The sequence below is a fragment of the Streptomyces sp. NPDC045967 genome, from assembly GCF_056430495.1.
In genome coordinates, this window is the sequence record NZ_JBWKLE010000009.1 from 116,593 (window position 1) to 136,688 (window position 20,096).

10 protein-coding genes and 2 pseudogenes are annotated in these 20,096 nt (G+C 69.8%); 6 read left to right on the top strand and 6 right to left on the bottom strand.

Going from position 1 to position 20,096, the window contains the following annotated elements:
• Positions 1 to 329 precede the first annotated feature (329 nt).
• Entirely contained in the window at positions 330 to 2,432 is a 2,103-nt protein-coding gene (locus AC07FY_RS19430; RefSeq protein WP_479007760.1) for a hypothetical protein, read from the top strand.
• Positions 2,429 to 3,967: an ABC transporter substrate-binding protein gene (locus AC07FY_RS19435; protein WP_479007762.1), complete on the top strand. Its 1,539-nt coding sequence runs from the start codon at positions 2,429 to 2,431 to the stop codon at positions 3,965 to 3,967. Before AC07FY_RS19430 ends, AC07FY_RS19435 begins: the two co-directional genes overlap by 4 nt.
• Before the next feature lie 76 nt (positions 3,968 to 4,043).
• Here the strand turns inward: AC07FY_RS19435 and AC07FY_RS19440 are convergent, their stop codons facing one another.
• The gene (locus tag AC07FY_RS19440) at positions 4,044 to 4,763 is read right to left on the bottom strand and encodes a TetR/AcrR family transcriptional regulator C-terminal domain-containing protein (protein WP_479007764.1); all 720 of its coding nucleotides are present in this window, start codon (positions 4,761 to 4,763) and stop codon (positions 4,044 to 4,046) included.
• 173 nt (positions 4,764 to 4,936) lie between these two features.
• Here AC07FY_RS19440 and AC07FY_RS19445 point away from each other — a divergent pair, with 173 nt between their 5' ends.
• Positions 4,937 to 6,565 carry a CocE/NonD family hydrolase gene (locus AC07FY_RS19445; protein ID WP_479007766.1) on the top strand — a complete coding sequence of 543 codons (1,629 nt, stop codon included), beginning with the start codon at positions 4,937 to 4,939 and terminating at the stop codon, positions 6,563 to 6,565.
• Between the two features lie 75 nt (positions 6,566 to 6,640).
• On the opposite strand, the pseudogene AC07FY_RS19450 reads toward AC07FY_RS19445, so the two are convergent.
• Positions 6,641 to 6,857: pseudogene (locus AC07FY_RS19450) on the bottom strand (Tn3 family transposase); the annotation flags it as partial.
• 301 nt (positions 6,858 to 7,158) lie between these two features.
• Complete coding sequence (locus AC07FY_RS19455; RefSeq protein WP_479007768.1) at positions 7,159 to 7,920, bottom strand: ArsR/SmtB family transcription factor; 762 nt, start codon at positions 7,918 to 7,920, stop codon at positions 7,159 to 7,161.
• 27 nt (positions 7,921 to 7,947) lie between these two features.
• Between AC07FY_RS19455 and AC07FY_RS19460 the strand changes: the two genes are divergently transcribed.
• Entirely contained in the window at positions 7,948 to 8,331 is a 384-nt protein-coding gene (locus AC07FY_RS19460) for a hypothetical protein (RefSeq protein WP_479007770.1), read from the top strand.
• A gap of 238 nt (positions 8,332 to 8,569) precedes the next feature.
• On the opposite strand, the pseudogene AC07FY_RS19465 reads toward AC07FY_RS19460, so the two are convergent.
• Positions 8,570 to 8,999 (bottom strand): annotated as a pseudogene (locus AC07FY_RS19465) (MBL fold metallo-hydrolase); the annotation flags it as partial.
• A gap of 22 nt (positions 9,000 to 9,021) precedes the next feature.
• Here AC07FY_RS19465 and AC07FY_RS19470 point away from each other — a divergent pair.
• Together AC07FY_RS19470 and AC07FY_RS19475 are read left to right on the top strand one after the other, a co-directional pair.
• Positions 9,022 to 11,076 (top strand): pectinesterase family protein, encoded by a 2,055-nt coding sequence (locus tag AC07FY_RS19470; RefSeq protein WP_479007772.1) that lies wholly within the window; start codon positions 9,022 to 9,024, stop codon positions 11,074 to 11,076.
• Between the two features lie 904 nt (positions 11,077 to 11,980).
• Complete coding sequence (locus AC07FY_RS19475; protein ID WP_479007774.1) at positions 11,981 to 12,547, top strand: hypothetical protein; 567 nt, start codon at positions 11,981 to 11,983, stop codon at positions 12,545 to 12,547.
• A 128-nt stretch (positions 12,548 to 12,675) separates the two neighbouring features.
• On the opposite strand, the gene AC07FY_RS19480 is transcribed toward AC07FY_RS19475, so the two are convergent.
• Both AC07FY_RS19480 and AC07FY_RS19485 read right to left on the bottom strand, forming a co-directional pair.
• Positions 12,676 to 12,948, bottom strand: a complete 273-nt coding sequence (locus AC07FY_RS19480; RefSeq protein ID WP_479007776.1) for a hypothetical protein — start codon at positions 12,946 to 12,948, stop codon at positions 12,676 to 12,678.
• Positions 12,939 to 19,922, bottom strand: a complete 6,984-nt coding sequence (locus tag AC07FY_RS19485) for a polymorphic toxin-type HINT domain-containing protein (RefSeq protein ID WP_479007778.1) — start codon at positions 19,920 to 19,922, stop codon at positions 12,939 to 12,941. The genes AC07FY_RS19480 and AC07FY_RS19485 overlap by 10 nt, the downstream gene beginning before the upstream one ends.
• Between the last annotated feature and the right edge of the window lie 174 nt (positions 19,923 to 20,096).

Sequence of the window (20,096 nt, forward strand, 5' to 3'; positions counted from 1 at the left end):
GTGCCTGCCTAGAGCTCGTCGAGATGCGCTTCGGCTTCGTCAATCCGACGCTGAAAGGCCCGGACCGCTGCGCTGCACCGCTGTCCCTGCGCCCGCCACACCTGTCGCCAGATGGCCCGTGCCTGGGTCTCCGGCTCTGTACGGGGGTCCCCCAGGGCTCGCAGAGGCGACACAAGGGACCAAAGGCGTGTTCCGCCGACTGGGGGTCACGAAACCGTAACCGAGAGGTGCGGCTTCGTGGAATGTCGGTGGCGACGTGTAGCCGTCCCCTTACGCTCCTTTCCATGTGGCGGCGGTGCACCATTGAGCCGCATGACTGGGGGGTCACGGTGACGCTGTACGGACGGGCGGCGGTGCTCGATGCCGTCGTGCCTTCATTGGTGGGGCTCGAGTCGCAGGGGGCCGCCCGGCTGCGCATACCGAGCGGGCGTCCACTGCTGATCGAGTGCGGCGGCGGGCGGCTCACCGGCAAGACGGCGCTGCTGAAGGAGCTCTCGAACCGGTACGCGCAGCGCATACCGCAGGCGTACGCCGACCTCGGGGCGGCTGACTTCGGCCAGCCGGGGCTCGCCTCCCTGGCCGACGAGACCACGGCGAACGCCTCGCGCACCTCGGATCTGCTCTTCTACCTGATGGACGGGTTGAGCCGGAAGCCGAACGGGTTCGCCGGGAAGTTGTCCTTCCCCCGGCTCACCCAGGGGCTGCTCGCGGTCACCAGCTGGCAGTCCGAGGACGTCCAGCCCGCCGAGTTGCAGGCCGCCCGTCGCCGCCTCGCGGGGCTGTTACGGGAGAGCCAGCCCGACCTCCAGGCGCGCAACCAGCGGGTGTCGGGTTGGATCCGCCAGGCCACCCAGGGCGTCACCGCCGCAGCGGGGCTCGGCCCCGGGGTGAGCGAACTCGTCGGGCCGCTCACCGACATCGTCACCACCGAACTGCTCGGCCCGCGCGCCAACAGGCAGGGCCTGGGCTGGTGGGCCGGCCGTCGGGTGGGCCCCCAGGGGGACGGACACGCCCAGTTGACCGATCTCGCCATGTGTTTCCGCGGTGACGGGGGTGACCGGCGGCGGGCGGAGCACCACTTGGTGGCCGCCCTCCTGGAGGACATGGCCGACCACTACACCTGGATGCGCCTGAAGAACCGGGTGCCGCGCCCGCTGCTGCTCCTGGACAACGTCCACACTCCGCTGGGCGTGACGGTCCTGGACGCCCTGACCCGCGCATGGCACGACGAGCCCACGCGGACGCACCCCGGCGTCGTCGCGGCGGCCCTCGCCCAGGAGCCCGCCGTGCTCGACCCCGAGGGCACCGCCCCGTCGACGAGGAGTGCCGGGGGACCGTACTGGCGGCAGGACCGGCCGCAGACGGCGGCCGGCTGGGTGCTGAAACTGCCGATGGCACAGCTCGACCTCGACGAGGTCAAGGAGATGTTCGGTGACGACCGGCCGGAGCCCGGCACCGCCCACGTGATCCACCGGCTCGGCGCCGGGCGCGCCGGGATAACCCACGCCCTGGTGCTGTCCGTCCGGCAGAAGCTCGGCCTCCATCAACCCTTCGACCACGACGCGCTGCTCGACCTGCCGCTCGAGCTCCCGCTCGACGACGGGCCGACGCTACCCGTCTACGAACGGCTGCTCCGGCTCCTGGTCCCCGACGGGGAGGCCAGAGCCCGCCTCGCCTCCTACACCCCGGCGCTCGACGACGCGGCTGCCCACGCGCTCGACGCCTACCACGTGCCGCACGACGCCGACGGACAGCCCGTGGGGGCGACCGCCAGAGTGCCGGTGGCGGAGACCAAGCGCCTGTTGCGGAGGGAGTGCTGGAGGCATCACCCCTGGCCGGGCACCGGTGGGCCCTTCGTCGGTGATCCCACCCTGCGGGCCTTGCTCGTGCACGACCTCCGCACCCGCACCGGCGCGGCGCCCGGGGGCGGGAACTGGCGGGACAGCCACCGGCGGCTGCGCCTCCTGTACGCGCCGGGCGCCGCCGACCCGCGCAATGCCTGCTACCTGCACCACTCGCTTGCGATCGGCGACACCGGTGTCGTCGTGCGCGCCCTGCACCACGGCCTGGCCGAGCAGGACGCGCCGGGGTGGCTCGCCACCCTCAACCTGGTCTGCGCCGCACCGCATCCGCCGCAGCACCCGGCCGTCCCGGCGGGGGACCGCAGGGAAGACCGGGTAACGGCCGACAACGACCCGGTGCGCCAGGCCGTACAGCTCCTCGTCCTCAACCTGTGGCGGCAGTCGCACCCCCTCGCGCAGCCCGACCCGAGGAAGGTCAACACGGTCCGGCTGCAGCTGCTCACCCTGGCCCAGAACAGCAACGTCGGCCCCCAGGAGGTCTTCTACCAGGCATACGAGGAGTGGCCCCACCTGCTGAACCGCTGGATCCAGGCACCCGATCTGCCGACCTACGGAGAACCCCGCCCATGACACTCTGGCCCGCCGGACCGCTGAACCGCGCCCTGCTGATCGCCGCCGTCGCCGTCGTCCTGGGAACCGGCGGCTACGTTTCCTACGACCGGTGGCTGGCCGAGGACCAGGCCTGCGCCCCCGGCGTGGCGAAGCGAGGCCCCCGGCACGAGTGCGTCGGCGTCACCGACGGCGGCTACGTGTTCACCCCGTCGCTGAAGCAGGTCACCGACCGCATCAAGGCGGAGAACGACAGCGTCGCCGGGAAGTCGCCCGCCACGATCGCCCTGATGATCCCCATGATCTCCGACAATCAAGCGGAGCAGCGGGAGTACGCCGAGCAGGTGCAGGGTGCCTATCTGGCGCAATACCGCGCCAACCACCAGGCCAACGGCAAGCAGCCGCCCATCCGGTTGGTGCTCGCCAACCCCGGCCGGAATTACAAGGAGTGGCGTACCGTCGCCGACCAGCTCGCGCGGGCCGCGGCCGACACGAAGCAGAACCTGCGCGCCGTCGCCGGCATCAACATCAGCATCACCGAGACCGAAGAGGCCGTCCGCTACCTCACGAAGGACAAGGGGATCCCGGTCGTCGCGGGCCCCATGACGGCGGACGACATCAAGAACACCGCAGCCGACCCGCACCGCTACCCGGGCCTGGCCCGGATAGCCCCCGGCAACACCGACCAGGCCGACGCCCTGGCCTCGTACGGGTCGGACACAAAGCCCTCAGAGGCGCTGGTGGTCGAGGACATCCGCCAGGGCGACAACTACCTGGCCAGCCTGCGCCGAACCTTCGAGGAACTGGCCAAGGGCGCGCCCAACGCCCCGGAGACCTTCCGCTCGCCACCCGACTTCAACGACGAGGGCAACCTCGCCAACGACTTCCACCAGATGGTTCCGGACATCTGCTCCTCCGACGCGAAGACCATCTACTTCGCCGGTCGTCCGGTGCAGCTGCGCCTTTTCCTTGTGGAGTTGAGCAAGCGCAACTGCAACAAGCCCTACACCGTCATCAGTGGCTCGCACGCCTCCACCCTGACGGTCGACGAGAAGTTCGCCGACCACTGGGGCGCCCTCACCAATGGCGCCGGCATCACCCTGCGCTACCCGGGTCTGGCCCATCCCGAAGCCTGGGGAGAACGAAGCACGACGCTGACCGGCGGCTCCAAGGCGGCCATGAAGGAGCTGACCGAACTGGTCCAGAAGCTCGGCACCAAGGAGCCCGACTCGATCGGCCCCGCCGACCTCTCCGACGGCCGCGTCATCATCACCTACGACGCGGTCTCCACCGCCATCGCGGGCATCCGCAACGACGCCGTGGGCGACGTGAAAATGCCGTCCCTCTCCGAGGTCGCCGACAGCTGGCTGCGGCTGCACGGCAACAACCGGGTCGAGGGCGCCAGCGGCTGGATCTGCCTCGACCAGTACGGCAACCCGTACAACAAGCCCGTCTCCATCGTCCACCTCGACGCGACGACCAAGTCCGCCGTCTTCGACGGCATCGCCTGGCCCGCGGGCCGCGCCCCCGACCCCAACTGCACCATCCCCAACTGAGGCCGACGACAAGCCCCCGCCCCCGCCCGGGCCCGCGGCTGCGCGTCCTGCCCGCAGGGGTGGATCCGGGCGAACCTCAGTGGTCGGTGTCGAGGCCGTCGATCAGGCGGTTGAGGAACCGGGTGAAGGTGGCTTCGGGTGTGAGGGGGCGCCCGGGGGCGGCGAGGGCTTCGGCGAGTTCCGGGTGGCGGCCGTCCGAGGCGAGAGTGGCGAGGTAACGGGCTTCGGCTGCGGCTCGGTCGGGGCACTGCGCGGCCGCGGCCTGCGTGATTTCGTGGGCGACGTGCCCGGCCACGAATGCTGTGAGTTGGGCGAAGATCTCCAGCTTCGCCGTACCGTCCAGTCCAGTAGGCCGCAGGGCGGCGAGCGCGTGTTCCAGGAAGGCCAGGGTGTTGGGTCCGGGGATGCGTCGAGCAGACAAGGCGGCGGGCAGCCAGGGGTGTCGCAGCATGTGCGTGCGCTGGAGGTGGGCGATGGCCTTCATGTCGGCGCGCCAGTCGCCGGTGGGAGTGTTCGTGGTCGGCAGTTCGCCGCTGACGTGGTCGACCATCAGGTTGAGCAGCGTCTCTTTGTCGGGGGCGTAGCTGTAGAGCGACATGACGCCGGCTCCGACCTGTGCGGCGACTCTCCGCATGGTGACCGCTTCGAGTCCCTCGGCGTCCGCCAGCGCGACGGCCGCCGCGGTGATCGCCTCCCGGCTGTAGGCAGGCTTGCGACCCCTCCGCGGCTGGTCAGTGGTCAGCCAGAGCCGTTGAGGGTCGACACCTGGGGCGCCGGCCTCTCTGTCACGCGGCATGGTCATGCTCCTTTCCTTGATCGGTTGCCCTTGCGGATCTCAGTCAAGCATCCTCTATTCTGGTACATCGTACGGAAATAGAGGAGGGGACGATGACGTCACGCACGCACGGTTCTGCATCGAGGCCGACCTGGGCACGGCCTTCCGGTAAACCGCCACTGGCCGCACGGCTCATGAGGGCGACCTGGCGCGGCCTCCCGGCCAAACAGCACGATGTCGGGTGGGAGCCGGGGCTGCCGGTGCCGGCCGGCGACGGCAGCCCGCTGATCACGGACCACTACTTTCCGCGCGCCGAGGGCGACTTCCCCACCCTCCTGGTGCGCTCGCCGTACGGAAGGGGCCTGCCGTGGTCCCCCATGTACGGCCTGCTCTTCGCCGAGCAGGGCTTTCACGTCGTCGTGCAGAGCTGCCGCGGCACCGGCGGTTCCGGGGGTGCGTTCGACCTGTGGCGCAACGAGGCCGCCGACGGCCAGGCCACGGTGTCCTGGCTGCGCGAGCAGCCCTGGTTCAACGGCACACTGGGCACCCTCGGCCCGAGCTATCTGGGGTACGTGCAATGGGCCCTCGCCGTGGACCCGCCGTCGGAACTGAAGGCAATGGTGGTGCAGGTGGGCCTGCACGATCCCCACGCCCTGTTCCACGCGCATGGTGCACTACACCTGGAGACCGCCCTCGCCGTCGGCGTAGGCATGACCCACCAGCACCAGGGCACGGCACCGTTCCTGAGGGCGACTCTGCGCCTGCGACGCCGCCTTCGTGATGTCACCACCGCGCAGCCGCTGCGCGGGGCGTACGCCTCGGCTCTCGGGGGCGAAGTCCCCTGGCTGGACGACGTGATGACACACCCGGATGCCACGGACGCGTACTGGCACGGCGCGTCCCTGGCGCGGGCGGCGGAGCGGCTCAGCGTGCCCACGAGCCTGATCACCGGATGGCACGACGTGCTGGCCGACCAGACCTTCGAGCAGTACGACCGGTTGCGTCAGGCCGGATGCGACACCGCCCTGCTCGTCGGCCCCTGGACCCACACATCCGCCCTGCAACAGGGATGGCCGGAGGTCTTTACCGAGAGCCTCGCCTGGCTGCGCGCCCACCTGTACGCCGACCGCTCCAGCATGCGTCCCACAAGGGTGCGCGTGCACATCGGCGGCGAAAACACCTGGCGGGACCTCGACGACTGGCCGCCGACCACTGCCGTCGGCCCCTGGTTCCCCACCAAGCAGGGGCATCTCACCCGGCAGGCTCCCACGGACTCCGCACCACTGGCGTCGTTCCGCTACGACCCGGGAGAGCCCACCCCGTCCCTCGGCGGTCCTCTGCTCTCCCGTACCGCCGGTCCTCGCGACAACAGCAGCCTGGAGGCCCGGGAAGACGTCCTGACGTTCACCGGCCCCCCGCTGACCGAGCCCGTGAACATCCTCGGGCCGGTCTCGGCACGGTTGAGTATCTCCACGGACACCGGTCATGCCGACGTCTTCACCCGCCTGTGCGACGTGGACCCACAAGGCCGCTCCGTCAACATCTGTGACGGGCTGGGCCGACTGCGGACGGACGGGCAGGAGCCGTCGCAGATCACCGTGCCGATGAGCTCGAGCGCCCACAGATTTGCCGTCGGCCACCGGATACGCTGGCAGATCAGCGGAGGCGCCCATCCGCGCTATGCCCGCAATCCCGGCAACGGGGAGTCGCCGGTGGACGCCACCACCTTCACACCGGTGCGCATCACGATCCACGCCGACTCGGCGCTGATGCTTCCGATGCACGCCCCCGGTTCCGGGCTCAGCCCTGCGGTGAACGGCTGACCAGCCGGCTCGACGGCCCGGCCCACTCCTCGGCGCCGTGTTCTTCGTCCACCCACCCCGACCGCTCCGGGTTGTGGCGTCGAGATAGCGGGTCGTCCAGAGCGCGGCGGCGTTGAGGACAGGCCGATGCGCCGAGCTGGTCCTCCTGCCCCGTCCGATACGCCCGCAGGATCCGCCCGCGCTCGCCGTATCAGGTTTCCAGGGCGAGCTTGTGGCGGGACTCCTGGACGGTGAGCTGCCGGTTCACCTTCCGCCGGTAGGTGGCGTCGACCGGGTCGACCACGCGCAGCAGGCATCCACCGCGAAACCGCATCGTCCTACGTGGTTGGCGCGCACTGCACGGAACGAACCTGCGGGGGCCCGGGTGGGGGCCAGGGAGGGGTGGGCGGGTCTGTTGCAGCCCGCGCCGATATGGCGTGCGCGGGTGAGGCCCGGTGCCGCAGTACCACCGGGCCGCCACGACATTCCGTGTCCCCGCGCCCAAGGGGCTGCCGGGGTCTCGATGCGGCGGTGGTGGTGTTCGCTGCCGAGCTATGGCAGCTCCAGGCGCTGCCGCGGCGGCGCCGGTGTAGGGCGGTCAGTGGCGCCACGTGTCATCGGTCAACCGGCGTGGCGGCTGTCTCGGTGCTGGTGAGCAGGTCCCCCAAGGGGGTGCGGCGGTACAGCACTGACCGTCCTGATCGGGCACGGCTGAGCAGGCCCGCTTTGTGCAGCACGGCGAGGTGGTCGCCGACCGCGCCGGTTGCCAGGCCGAGTTCGCGTGCCAGCTGGCTGGTGCTGGCGGGAGTGTGCAGGGCGACGAGCAGTCGGGCGCGGGTGCGGCCGAGCAGTGCGCCAAGGGCGGCGCCCTCGTCAGGGGCTTCTGCTGTTTCCCACAGTGCGGCGGTGCCCCGGGCGGGGTAGATCAGCGTCTTGGGCCAGGGGGCATCGGTGTGTGCGGCCACGTTCGGCCAGACGAAGACCGAGGGGATGAGCAGCAGACCTTCTCCGGCCAGCCCTACGGCACCGCCGCTGGTGGCGCTGAGCTCGATCGCGCCGTCACGCCAGTCAACGCTGGGGTGCAGTTCTGCGATCGCTGCCTCCCAGCCGCGTTCGCCGATCACGCCGACGCGGTGGATGACGTCCCTTTCGCAGATGGCGCGCAGCTGCGGCCAGTCGGAGGCCAGCAGCTCGTGCCAGGCGCGGTCCAGCGTGGCAGCGATGCGCTCGACGGCATCCGGCGCGGCCAGTACCAGGGGGTCGGCAGACTGCTGCGCGCCCGCGGTCGGCGGCGGCTCCTTCTGGCGCAGTGGCTGCCGGTGGCGCTCACGGCGGGCGTCGAGGGGCTGCTCATCACCTATGCCGGCCAACGCCACTTTGCTCCCGGTGCCTACGCCCTGCTCATGGCCTGCTTGCCCATCGGCATGCTGCTGGGCGACCTGGCCGGCGGCCGGTTGCTTCAACCACCGATCCGGGAACGGCTCGTGGCACCGCTGATCGCGGTGATGGGCCTGCCCCTGGTGGCCTTCGCCACCGCGCCCGGGGCACCGGCGAGCGCAGTCCTGCTGCTGGTTGCGGGCATCGGATTCGCCCATGGCCTGGGTCTGCAAAGGGCCTTCCTGGACTCGCTGCCCGAACAGACCCAGGGCCAGGCGTTCGGCCTGCTCCACTCCGGCAGCATGACTTTGCAGGGCGTGGGGGCCGTCTGCCTCGGCACGATCGCAACGGCGGCCGGAACCGGTACCGCCATGGCCACCGCTGGAGTGGCCATCCTGCTCACCGCCTGATGGGTCGCCGGCTGGCACCACGTCGCCCCCCGCTCTCCCGAACCGTGTGACCGGAAGGACGAGTGAACGTTTTGAGAGGAGCCGGCGCGGACGACATACGGGTGGCCTACGCTCTTGCCAGGAAGCCTGGAGGGTGACAGCGCAGGCCTCGCAAGTGCCGGCGTGGTGCAGACGGCGCCAGGTGGAGAGGGAGACGCCGGCGCGTGCGGCAACGCCGTACCGGTCGAGGTCCTCGCGTGCCCCCCGGGCCGTGCAGGGCGGGGAGACCGGTGACGGTGATCGTGCCGCCACCGGGACGGTCCAAGCCGCTGGTCTCCCGGTCCTTCAGCGGGCGTGCGGCACCGCCCGGCCTGCCCGCGCCACGGGGCGTGGTCAGGGTCAGAAGGGGGACATCGGCGAGCAGGGGGCTGCCCGAGGCGTCGAGGGCGTCGAGGGCGTCGGGGGGCGTCGTCATGCTCGTCGTGCGACAGCAGCACCACATCCATACGGCCCAGATCGGTGGGCGCAGCGGAGTCGGGTGCGGTCTTGGCCAGCCCCACGGGGTAGGGGCCGGGACAGATCCGTGCGGGCGGCCGGCGCCGTGCGGGCGGTAGCAGGCGTCGGGCTCCGGACACGCGGCAACCTTTCCACCTGCGGTGGCAACTGGTTGGTGTACACCGCACATCCATCCCCCCCCAAGGACAGTGAACAATGGAAACCACGCAGCCCAAGGCACGGCACCGCAGGCGCAGACTCGGCCTGATAACCGGCATCCCGTTGGCCACGGTCACCGCAGTGGGCATGTCGTACGGCGGAGCCTTCGGAATGTTCGGCGAGGCCGCCCGGCCGAAGGCCGCGGCCGCCACCACGGGCCCGGCCTGGGCCCGTGAGGTCGCGGACGGCTTCGCCTCGGTCAACGCGCTGGGACAGAACGGCACCTACGGCGGGCGGGACGGCGCGATTGTCAGCGTGAAGACCCTGGCCGACCTGGAGAAGTACGCGACCGCCCCGCAGCCGTACGTCATCGTCGTGGCGGGCACGATCACCATGAACCCCAAGGGCAAGGAGATCATGGTCGCCTCGGACAAGACCATCGTGGGCGCAGGCACCTCGGGACACATCGTCGGCGGAGGGTTCTTCCTGGGCCAGGGCGTCCACAACGTGATCATCAGAAACCTGACGATCCGTGACTCGTACGCCGGCACGTGGAACGACAAGGACCACGACTGGGACGCCATCCAGATGGACGGTGCCCACCACGTGTGGATCGACCACAACAACCTGCGCAACATGGCCGACGGACTGATCGACAGCCGCAAGGACACCACCTACCTGACGGTGTCCTGGAACCAGTTGAAGAACGAGAACAAGGCCTTCGGCATCGGCTGGACGGACCATGTCACCGCCGACATCACGATCCACCACAACTGGTTCCACGAGACCGAACAGCGCAACCCGTCGACGGACAACGTGGCGCACGCACACCTCTACAACAACTTCCTGCAGGACGACCCTGACTCGGCCATCACCTCCTCCTACGGCAACTACGCGCGCGGCGGGACGAAAATGGTGCTGGAGAACAGCTACTTCGAGGGGATGAACAACCCGGTCATCAAGGACGACACGGCCGCCCTCGTGCAGCGCGGCAACGTCTTCGCGGACACCACCGGCCGCAACGAGAGCGGTGGCACGGCCTTCGACCCCACGGCCTACTACCGCTACACCCTCGACGCGGCCGCCGACGTCCCCTCGAAGGTGAAGTCCGGCGCCGGCCCGCGCCCCGCCATCGGCAGGGCGACGACCTCCTCCGCCGCCGCGACCACCCTCACCGTGGCCAAGGACGGATCCGGCACGTACAAGACGGTCCAGGCCGCGGTGGACGCCGTACCCGTCGGGAATCCCTCCCGGGTGGTCATCTCGGTCAAGCCGGGCACGTATCGCGAGACGGTGGACATTCCGGCGAGCAAGCCGCACATCACCATCCAGGGCTCGGGCGCCAGCCGCAAGGACACGGTGATCGTGTACGGCAACGCGGCCGGCATGCGCAAGCCGGACGGTTCGGGCACGTACGGCACACCGGGCAGCGCCACCGTCGCCGTCCGCTCGGACGACTCCCAGCTCCGCAACCTCAGCGTCTCCAACGACTTCGACGAGGCCGCGAACCAGTCCCTGAACGGCCACCAGGCAGTCGCCCTGCTCACGGCCGCGGACAAGATCGTGCTGGACGGCGTCATCGTGACCGGCGACCAGGACACCCTGGAGATGGAAACGGCGGCGCCGGACAAGCCCGGACGCGTCTACGTCACCAACTCCTACGTCGTCGGCAACGTCGACTTCATCTTCGGCCGTGCCACCGCCGTGATCGACCAGTCGGTCATCACCCTCAAGAAGCGCTGGAACGGTACCTCGGCCGGCTACATCACCGCCCCGAGCACCGCGGCCGGCCGCAACGGCATCCTCATCAACCGCTCCACGATCAACGGCGATGTGGCCGCGTCCTCCTTCCACCTCGGCCGGAACTGGCATCCCGGTGGCGACAAGACGGCCGATCCCCAGGCCACCGTCCGCAATTCCGACCTCAGCGCCGCGATCAAGCGCACGCCCTGGACCGACATGGGCGGCTTCTCCTGGAAGGCCGACCGTTTCGCCGAGTACATGAACACCGGCCCGGGCGCCGGCCCGAAGAGCACCGACCGGCCCCACCTGACGGACACCCAAGCCGCATCCCAGGAGGTCTCGGACTGGCTGGGCGGCTGGACCCCGTAGATCGGCGGGAGAAGGGACCGGGGGAGACGTCATCGTCATCGCGTAGCTCCCGGCCCCGGATCCGCAGGCACCCTGTCATCCGCTCGAGCGACAGCAGGTGCGCCGCCGCAGGGTCTCGGACGTCGTACCGCTCGCCCTATTGCGTGCACCCGTTGCCCCGGCTTCCACCGACTGGGCCCGATGTGACGGCGAGCGCAGCCGCCGGAGAAGAGAATTGACCGGCCTGTCCTTTCCCGCTGCCCTTCCCCGCTTCCCGCGGAACCTGTTCCCGGGCATCGTCGATGCGGGCGCCGTGCTGCCGTGCTGCCCTGGAATTCGGCGAGGAGGCGAGCCGGCGGCATTCACGGAAGACCGGAAGGCCGGAGAACCGGACGGTCGGAAGACCGGAAGGCCGGCTGCTGTGGTCACGTGAACCGGCATTTCCCGTGCGCCGCCGCTGCACGTGCCGGTCCCGGGGCCGACCGGCCCGGAACGCGTTGATCAACCCGATTCGTGCGACGACTTGTTGCGAAGACCCCGGCCCAGCCAGGGGGAGTGGCGCCGTGCGCAGGACAGGGCCTGACGGTGTACTCGTCTGAAAGTCGCCGTCGAGCCTTACACCTCGACGCAGACCCCTCAGTGTGCGTTCTCCCAGCTCACACGCTCACACCGAGCGGGCCAGGTCTGCGGCACGCGAGTTTTTCCCAACGTACTGGCGTGCCGCCCTGTGTGTTTCAGGTCAAGTTTTATCTTTTCAGTATTTGCACCTTTTCTTCACGCGGCGAACAACTAGTGTGACCCTCGTCCCGTTGCCAGGTCCTCTTGGCCGCGAGATAAATCAATGTGGCGCCCATAAGGATGGTGTGAATTGAACCGGGTATTTCACCGCGTGCACAGTTCGTGGAACTCCGCGACGATGACGGCCTTGAAGGCATTCCGAAACAGGGTCACCGCAATTGCAGGAGCGGTCGCGCTCGTTGTGACCGTCGTCCTCGCCGGGACCGTCGCCGGTACGGCAAGCGCCGCGGCCAGCGAGTCGCAGGCCGCAGCAGGCGGCTGGACCTGCCCCGGAACACCCGTTCCGGACGGCTACGTCATCAGCGCCTTCGACCGCAGCGGCTGTAACGGCGCGGGCTCCTGGCTCCAGGTCCCCGTCCGCGACGGAATTTGGACCTGCGCGGGCTCGCCGATCGTGACCGGGTACGTCATCACCAGCTACGACCGAACCGGCTGCAGCGGCATCGGGGCGTGGTTCCACCGACTCGCGCGTGACGGAATCTGGACCTGCGCGGGCTCGCCGGTCGTCGCGGGGTACGTGACCACCGGCTACGACCGAACCGGCTGCAGCGGCATCGGTGCCTGGTTCCACCAGCTCGTCCGCCACGGCATCTGGACCTGCCCCTACTCGCCCATCCCGGCCGGCTACCGCAGCACCACCTATGACGCACGCGGATGCAATGGTCTCGGCGCTTGGTACACGGTGCGCGTCTGATCCTCTCGTCACGTCGTCGAGGGCGCCGCTGTCTCAGCGGTGCCCTCGCAGCGGGCCGGCGCTCGATGCAGGAGCCCTGCCGGACGGTGTCCGGCAGGGCTCCTGTTCGTATCAGCCTGCCTCGGCTCCTACCAGGGCGGCAGCGGCAGGCCCGCTGCTCTTCTGGGCTCCAGGAACTCCTCCCGGAAGATCTCCACGGCGGCCCGCAGGAGCGGGATGGGGACCTCCGGAGCGGCGTAGCTCAGCCGGGCTGAGCTGTCGTCCATCCGGAACTCCAGCAGAAGTCCGGCGCGCCTGCCGTCGGCCAGCTCCACCACTTCCATGGCGTCGAACTCGTCGCTGCCCAGCACGATGAGCGCAGCGTACTCCCGTCCTCCGACGGTGAAACCTCTCATAGCCATCCCTCGAACTTGAGTCTGCCGCCCTGCATGCTCCAGCGCCCGCCGCGTCCGGTGGACTTCTCGACGATGTCGAGAACTTCCCCACCGTAGTGGGCGGTGGACGGCTCGTAGGTCCTGGTGGCCGTAGGGCTTCCCAGGATTTCCTCCAGCAGGACCTCGCCTCCGTCGTTGAGGGCGCGCTTGTCGGTGAGGCGGTTGGCTCCCTTGAGGAAAGGCACGTACTTCTTGATGTGGTCGGCGGTGCGCTTCACCGGATCGGTGTGCTTCTGCAGCGCTCGTCCCGCTTCGGTCATGTGATAGTCGTACTGGAAGGGCTTGCCGTTCTTCGGCGGGATCTCCTTGAGCGCCGCGGCCCGCAGATCGTCGTCGTTGTAGTCCTTCAGCCCACCGCAGTTGTGCACGAGCACCGAGGCGGCGCCCGCGCGCACGTAGTAGGTGTGCGTGTCGGTCACGGTCAGGTTGTGGACCCGCTGCTGCTGCGTCCACGCCTTGACGGCGGTGACCTGGACCCAGGTGCCCGCGGCCGTGTGGAGCCACTGGCCGGCCTTGAGATCGCCGGCGTTGACCCACCGGCCCGCGTCCGGCACCCAGAACGGGTGCAGGTCGGTGGCGGTGATGACCTCCGACGCCTCGCCCCGGTCCCCGTCGGTGTCGACGGTGATCCGGACCAGGTTCTTCTCGCCGTCGCCGGTGATCCGGGCCGAGACCGGCTCGGCCTCGGTGACCCCGGTCTGGGGGTCGGTCGCGAGGACCTCCTCACCGATCTCGACGTCCTCGATCGGCTTGGTGGAGCCGTCGGCCATCACGACCTCGGTGCCGGGCGTGAAGCTGTTGCGGACCTTGCAGGAGCCCGCGCCGCCGCTGGTCTCCTTCTTGGCCGCCTTCTTCGGCGCCGCGGCCTTGGATGCCTTGCCGTGCTTGTCCGCCTTCTTCGCGCGGGACGCGGCTTCCTTCGCCTGCCGAGCGGCGGTCGCCTTGGCCTCCTCCGCCTTTCTGGCCGCGGCGGCCCGCTCCTGTGCCGCTCTGCGGGCCGCGGCCGCCTCCTCCTCCAGTTTTCGGGCCCGTTCGGCCGCCTCCTCGATCTGGCGCTTCCATTCGGCCAGATCCTCGGCGTACTTCGCCATCGCCCGCTGGTAGCGCTCGGCCCGCGCGATGATGTCCCTCGCCAGGGACAGCTTGCTCATCCAGCTGTTGAAGGCGTCCCATGCCCGGTTGAGGGCGCTGAGGATGCGCTTGGCCTTTCCGGCGAAAGGCAGTGCCGCTTCGAAGGCGAGACCGGCGCAGGCACCCCAGTCCCCGCCGAGGCAGGCCTTGATGTCGTTGTATCCGGAGGCGTCCTTCAGAATGCCCACGGCGACGTCCAGCGCGACGTCGAGCGCGCTGCGGCCCTTCGCCCAGTTCGCCCAGGCCAGCTCGGCGTCGGTGAAGTCCTTGATCGGCATCACCGGCGGCGCGATGGCCATGCCGGAGGGGTCCGAGAAGGTGACCGGCGAGTTGTTGGCGTAGGCGTACGGGTTCTGCTGCTTCGCCTCGCTGTAGTCGACGATCGGGTCGACCGACAGGAACCGCCCGTTGGCCGGGTCGTATTCCCGGGCCCCCAGGTGCACGAGGCCGGTGGACTCGTCCGTCTCCCCGCCGACGTAACCCTTCTTGCCGGGCCACACCGCCGGGGCCGCGCCGCGCGCCTCACCGAAGGGAGTGAACTTGCGGCGGGTCACCGCCTGGGTGGCTGCGTCCACGGCGGTGGTCGCCGTGCCGTTGTTGTCGGCCATCAGGTAGGACGTCGAGACCGCACCGTCTTTGGCGGTGCGCACCATCGTCGGCCCGCTGGTGTGAGCGTAGTAGCGGGTGGCCTCCACTGCCCCGGAGGCCTTCTCCTTGACCTCGGTGCCGGGCAGGTAGAGCGTCGTACCCGACGGGTCGCGCTTGATCAGCCGGTTGCCGTTGACGTCGTAGACGAACTCGGTGGTCTTCGAGCCCTCGGTCACCTTGGCCAGGTGGCCTTCGGTGTCCCACTCCAGCTGCTGAGTGCTGCCCTGGACGGTCCGGGTCCGGGTGTTGCCGACCTCGTCGTACGTGAAGGAGTCGCTGCGGCTGCCGCCCGGTCCCGCGGTGTCCACCCTCTGGAGTCGGTTCGCGCCGGGCTTGCCCGGGGTGCCGTAGGCGTAGGTGCGGATGACGTCCTTGGTGAGGTCACCCGTGGCCGAGTGCTGCACCTCCCTCGTGCGGTTGCCGGCCACGTCGTAGCCGTAGGAGGTCCAGTACGGAACCGGACCGCCGACCTTCGGCGCGGAGCCGGGGCCCGCGGCGTCCGGTTTGGCTGCGCAGTCGTCCGTCGACGTCCAGGCGTCGCTCATGCGGCGCATGTAGTCGTAGGCGAAGCACTGGGTGTCGGTGACCGCCGAGGCCTCCGGACCCTCCTTGTCCTTGATCTTGAGGATGTTGCCGGCCTGGTCGTACTCGTACGAGGTGTCGTTGATCCGCCCCGGTGCCTTCTCCCGGTCGTTGACCGTACGGACCAGACGCCGGGTCTGCTCGTCGAAGAAGTTGGTGGTGTACAGCTGGGAGCCGGCGGCGCCGGTCTCCGTCCGCAGCACATCGCCCATCGGTGAGTAGTCGACCTTGCCCACGAACGTCTTGCCCGCCACACCCATAACGGTGGGGAGCTCGAAGTGGTTGTAGGCCATGGTCACGCGCTCGGCGGGCAGACCGCCCACCGCGGGCTGCTGGGTCCATGCGGTCAGCCCGGTGTTGGGCCGGTAGCCGGTGGAGAACTCGTACGTACCGGCCAGCGCCCCCTCGGACTTGGGGATGGTCACCTTCGAACCGGTGGGCCGGTAGCCCTGGTCGTAGCCGGTCACCGCGTGGGTGTAGGCGTTGCCCTTGTCGTAGCGCGTCGAGGACACGGGCAGGCCGACGGCTCCGGGCAGGGTGTCGTACACGACCTCGCTGAGCTTGGCGCCTGCAAGGGAGCCCTCGTGCGTGGAGGTGACGCGGCCCAGCTCGTCGTACGCGAACGCGACGCCCTTGCCGCGCGCGTCCTTGACCGACTCCAGCCGGTCGCCCTTGCCGAAGACCTTGGTGGTCGTGCCCTTCTCGGGGTCCGAGACCGTGGTCTGGCGGCCGCGGATGTCGTACCCGAAGGACCAGGTGTCCCCAGCCGCGTTGACCACGCTCTCCAGCTGGCCACGCCGGTCGTAGGCGTAGCGGGTCGCGTCGTACGCGCCGGTCGGCGAGTCGGAGCGGAAGTGGCGCAGCTCGGTCTTGCGGCCCTGGCCGTCGAGGAAGGCCTCGGTCGGGGTCTCGCCCGTCGGCGGATCGACGGTGATGGAGTCGCCGCCGTAGCGGGTCGTCGTGCGCGAGGTCTCCTGACCGAACTTGCGGGAGATCTGCGCGGTCGGACGGCCGGAGCCGTCGTACTCGGTCAGGGTAGAGGCGGGGACCTCGTTGTCCTTGGGGGCCCACTGGGCGCCCGAGGCGGTTCCGCCGGTGTAGTAGCCGCCGTTGGACTTCCACACCTGGCCGAGGCTGTTGTAGAAGGTGTCGGAGACGATCCGGCCGCCGCCGAGCGCCTCCATCTGCGTCTGGCGGATCCGCAGACTGCTGTCGAAGATCTCGTAGCTGCCGCGGTACGTGCCGTCGTCGAGCAGGCTCTTCGTCCAGACGACGACCGGCCCGTCGGTGCGGACGTCGTAACCGAACTCGGCGTTCGGCGACTTGGTGGCGGGATCGCGGTCGGGCGACCATGCCTTGGTCAGCCGGCCCAGGGCGTCGTACTGCATGACGCTGCGGCGGCCGTTGGTGTCCTCCTTGGCCAGGATCGAACCGCGGCCGAGGTCGGTCTCCGTGGTGTCGGTGTGACCGAGGGGGTTGGTGGTGACGACCTTGGTGACGATCCGGCCCGAGGCCGGCGAGTAGTCGATCTTGTTGACCTTGCCGAACACGTCGGTGGTCGTCTTGGGGCGTCCGTAGGCGTCGAAGGTGAGCGAGCCGTCGACGGTGTAGACCGGCTGCCCGTTCGTGTAGCCCGACAGTGACTCGGAACGCGTCACGTTGCCGAGGGCGTCGTAGAAGAGCCGGGCGTCTGCCATGACGTCTTCCGGACGCTTCACGTCCTTGGCGTCACACGCCTTGCCGACCGTCTCGATCCGCTTCTCGCGACCGATGATCCACAGCGATTCGTCCGACTCGTACTCGTACCGTGTGCAGCTGTCGTCCTTGGGATCGGCGATGTCGCCGCGGTCGGACACCGTCTGCGGCATGCCGCGGGCGTCGAGGACGGTCTCCTGCGAGGTGCGGCGCCAGCCGCGGCCGTCCGACAGCAGGATCCGGGAGGAGACGTTCGTCGTACCCCGGACGTGCGCCTCCAGCGGTTCGATCCCCGGCCGCGCGCGGGTCGCGGTCGGGCCGTGCAGCCACGGCGTGTAGGTGGTGGCTGCCTCCAGCGGGCCGCCTTCGCCGTTGTAGACGAGGACCTCACGCGTCTGGCCGGCGAAGAGCCGGCGGTCGGTCAGCTCCTTGCCCTCGGAGTCCTTGACCGTGACCGTCCGCTTGCCGCCTGCGGGCGTCGCGCGGTCGCCGTCGAGCCCACGGAAGAAGAGCGTCTCCGTCTGGGAGCGCTTGTCGGGGGCCGCGCCGATGAGCGTGCGGACCCGCTCGTATCCGCGCCACTGCGACCAGGTGCGGGTGCCCGGCCGCATCAGTTCGGTCTCGTCGTCGTACGCCCACGCCGGCTTGCCCAGGTACTGGTACTCGGTGACCCGCGGCGGCGAGTTGCCGTTGCGGTCCTCCTCCTGCACCTGGTCCACGACGTGCTTGTGGAACCAGTCCGTGACGTAGATCTTCTTCTCGCGCTTGGGGTCGGCAGGGTCCGGCAGTTCGGAGATCACCGGGAAGCAGCGCAGCGTGTTGGACTCGGGGGCGTTGGGCAGGACCTTCGGATCCTTGGCCTTGCATTCCGTGTCGCGGTAGTGCACGTTCACGGTCGAACCGGTCTCGGTGTCGATCGCCTCGATGCGGTAGCGGTAGAACGGCGGCTTGCCGTCACCCATGCCGTCGACACGGTTGGGCAGCTGCTTGCCACGGAAGGTGACCGGCGGAAGCGTGATCTCCTTGCCGGTCTTGTCGTTGCGGCCGGTGTGCTGGATCGCCGCGAGCCACAGCGGGTAGTCGGTGCCGTCACCGGTCTGCGGGAAGTCCTGGGTCAGCTTCCAGGTGTCGACCGGCTTGTGTCCGGTGCCGTCCCACACGGAGGTGGTGACCTCGGTCAGCCGCTTGCGGGAGAAGAAGGTAGGCGTGAACCGGGCCTTGCACTCCTCTTTGGCGGCGCACAGCTGGTCGCCCGGGGTGTCCGGCCACATCTTGGCGATGTTCCAGTCCACCTCCGGCTTCAACTTGCCCTCGGCGCAGTCGAAGTCCTTGGTCTTCAGGCAGCGCTCGGCGACGGTGAAGTCGACCCGGGCCGGGGCCTCGGCGAAGAGGTCGTCCTTGCGCAGGCCGTAGGAGATGTGGTCGAGCCAGCCGGCGCGGTCGTAGGCGCGGTTGGTGGAACCACCGGCGATCTTGTAGTTGGAGCCGTAGTGGTTGACCTCCTTGTTGTACCAGTAGGTCATCGCGTTGCCGCGCGGGTCCACGACGTAGTCGAGGTTCCACCGGTAGGCCTGATCGCAGACGGAGTTCGCGAAGTCCCCGGCCTTGAAGCAGTCCTCGCCGGGCTGGTTGCCGTACACCGGCACTAGCAGGGCGGAGTTGGTCAGCGGCTTGCCCGCCGCCCAGCCGGGCACCTTGTTCAGGCCGAAGTGGAACTGGACGCCCTGGGGGGTGGTGACGATCCAGTGCTCGCCCTTCTTGTCACCGTTGTCGGCGCCGGTCCGCAGTTCCACGCGGGAGCCGTCGTCCTCCGCCGGGCGCCAGACCCCGTCCTTGTCGTTGCGCACGAGCAGCGTGGAGCCGCCGTTGAGGGACATGGTGACCGTGGAGACGCCGTGGCAGAGGTCGCCGGTGTCGTCCTTGGGGTTGTTGAACCCCGAGCCTGCCTTCTTGTCCTGGCTGCAGGGCGTGTAGGAGCGCTCGATGTAGTTGGAGGCCAGGTCCCATCCGTCACCGACCCAGGAGGTCTGCTGTGCGGAGGCGGAGGTCCGGCCGTCGACGGCGGCGCTGGAGTAGCCGAGCGCCAGCGAGGGGCTCGGACCGCCGAGGGAGGCCGGGATGTCCAGCGGGTACGACCAGGAGAAGTCGCCGGCGGAGCCGCCGGCCTGCCAGGAACCGGTCGGGCTGAGCGACGTCGCCTTGAAGGTGCCGTTGGCGCCATCCGCGCTCGGCGCGGCCGCCAGCACCGTAGCGGACCCGGTGGGTCCGGCGGCGGGCGCGGCCATGGCCGCCGCGCCGGAGCGGGTCTGCTGCGCCGGGGCGGCCGCCGGTGCCTCGAACGTCGCCGTCAGCGTGCCCGTACGGGGGTCGTTGGCGGCGGTGACGGGGGTGCCGGTGCGGCACTCCGGCCGGTCGGGCGTGGTCAGGGCGCAGGCGGGCAGCGCGGTGAAACGCAGCCGGGAACCCCAGCTGCCGCCGTAGGCGTTTTTGAAGGCGTTGTAGTCCAGCTCGACGGAGACCGGGGCGCCGGCCGGGCCGGGGTCGGTGCGCTTGACCGACAGCAGCAGGCCGCCGGGGACGCCGGCCTTGCTCGCCGCGGCGCGTCCGTGCAGGTCGACCTTGACCTTGACCCTGTCTCCGGAGCCGGCCGCCGGAGCCTGCGGCGCGTCCGCCGAGGGCGCGCTCAGTGCCGAGCGGCGCTGCGCTCCGGCCTGCGGCCCGGCGCCGTCGCCGGAGGCGACGCGTACCGGCAGTGAGCCGGCGCGCGCCTTGGCGATCGTCGGGGCGAACGGGCCGTCCGGGAGCGCGGCGAACATCCGGCCCGCCGGGGCCGGGGGCGCCGCGGGTATCTCGACCTCGGCCGAACCGGCCGCGGGCCAGGCCACCTCGGGCGGGGCGGTCCACTTGTTGCGCTGGGATTCACCTGGTGCGGGCGCGGGCTTGCCGGTGACCGGCTTGCCCCCGACCTTGGTGAGCCGCTGAAGGCCGGGCTTCGCCGTCTGTGCCGCGGAGGCGGGCGGTGAGGACAGACCGGTGGCCAGAAGGGTGATGCCGAGAAG

What these genes read in the sequence shown, in the direction of transcription:
- AC07FY_RS19435 (WP_479007762.1), top strand. Translation starts at nt 2,429, where the DNA reads ATGACACTCTGGCCCGCCGGACCGCTGAACCGCGCCCTGCTGATCGCC.
- AC07FY_RS19440 (WP_479007764.1), bottom strand. Translation starts at nt 4,763, where the DNA reads ATGCCGCGTGACAGAGAGGCCGGCGCCCCAGGTGTCGACCCTCAACGG.
- AC07FY_RS19445 (WP_479007766.1), top strand. Translation starts at nt 4,937, where the DNA reads ATGAGGGCGACCTGGCGCGGCCTCCCGGCCAAACAGCACGATGTCGGG.
- AC07FY_RS19460 (WP_479007770.1), top strand. Translation starts at nt 7,948, where the DNA reads ATGGCCTGCTTGCCCATCGGCATGCTGCTGGGCGACCTGGCCGGCGGC.
- AC07FY_RS19470 (WP_479007772.1), top strand. Translation starts at nt 9,022, where the DNA reads ATGGAAACCACGCAGCCCAAGGCACGGCACCGCAGGCGCAGACTCGGC.
- AC07FY_RS19480 (WP_479007776.1), bottom strand. Translation starts at nt 12,948, where the DNA reads ATGGCTATGAGAGGTTTCACCGTCGGAGGACGGGAGTACGCTGCGCTC.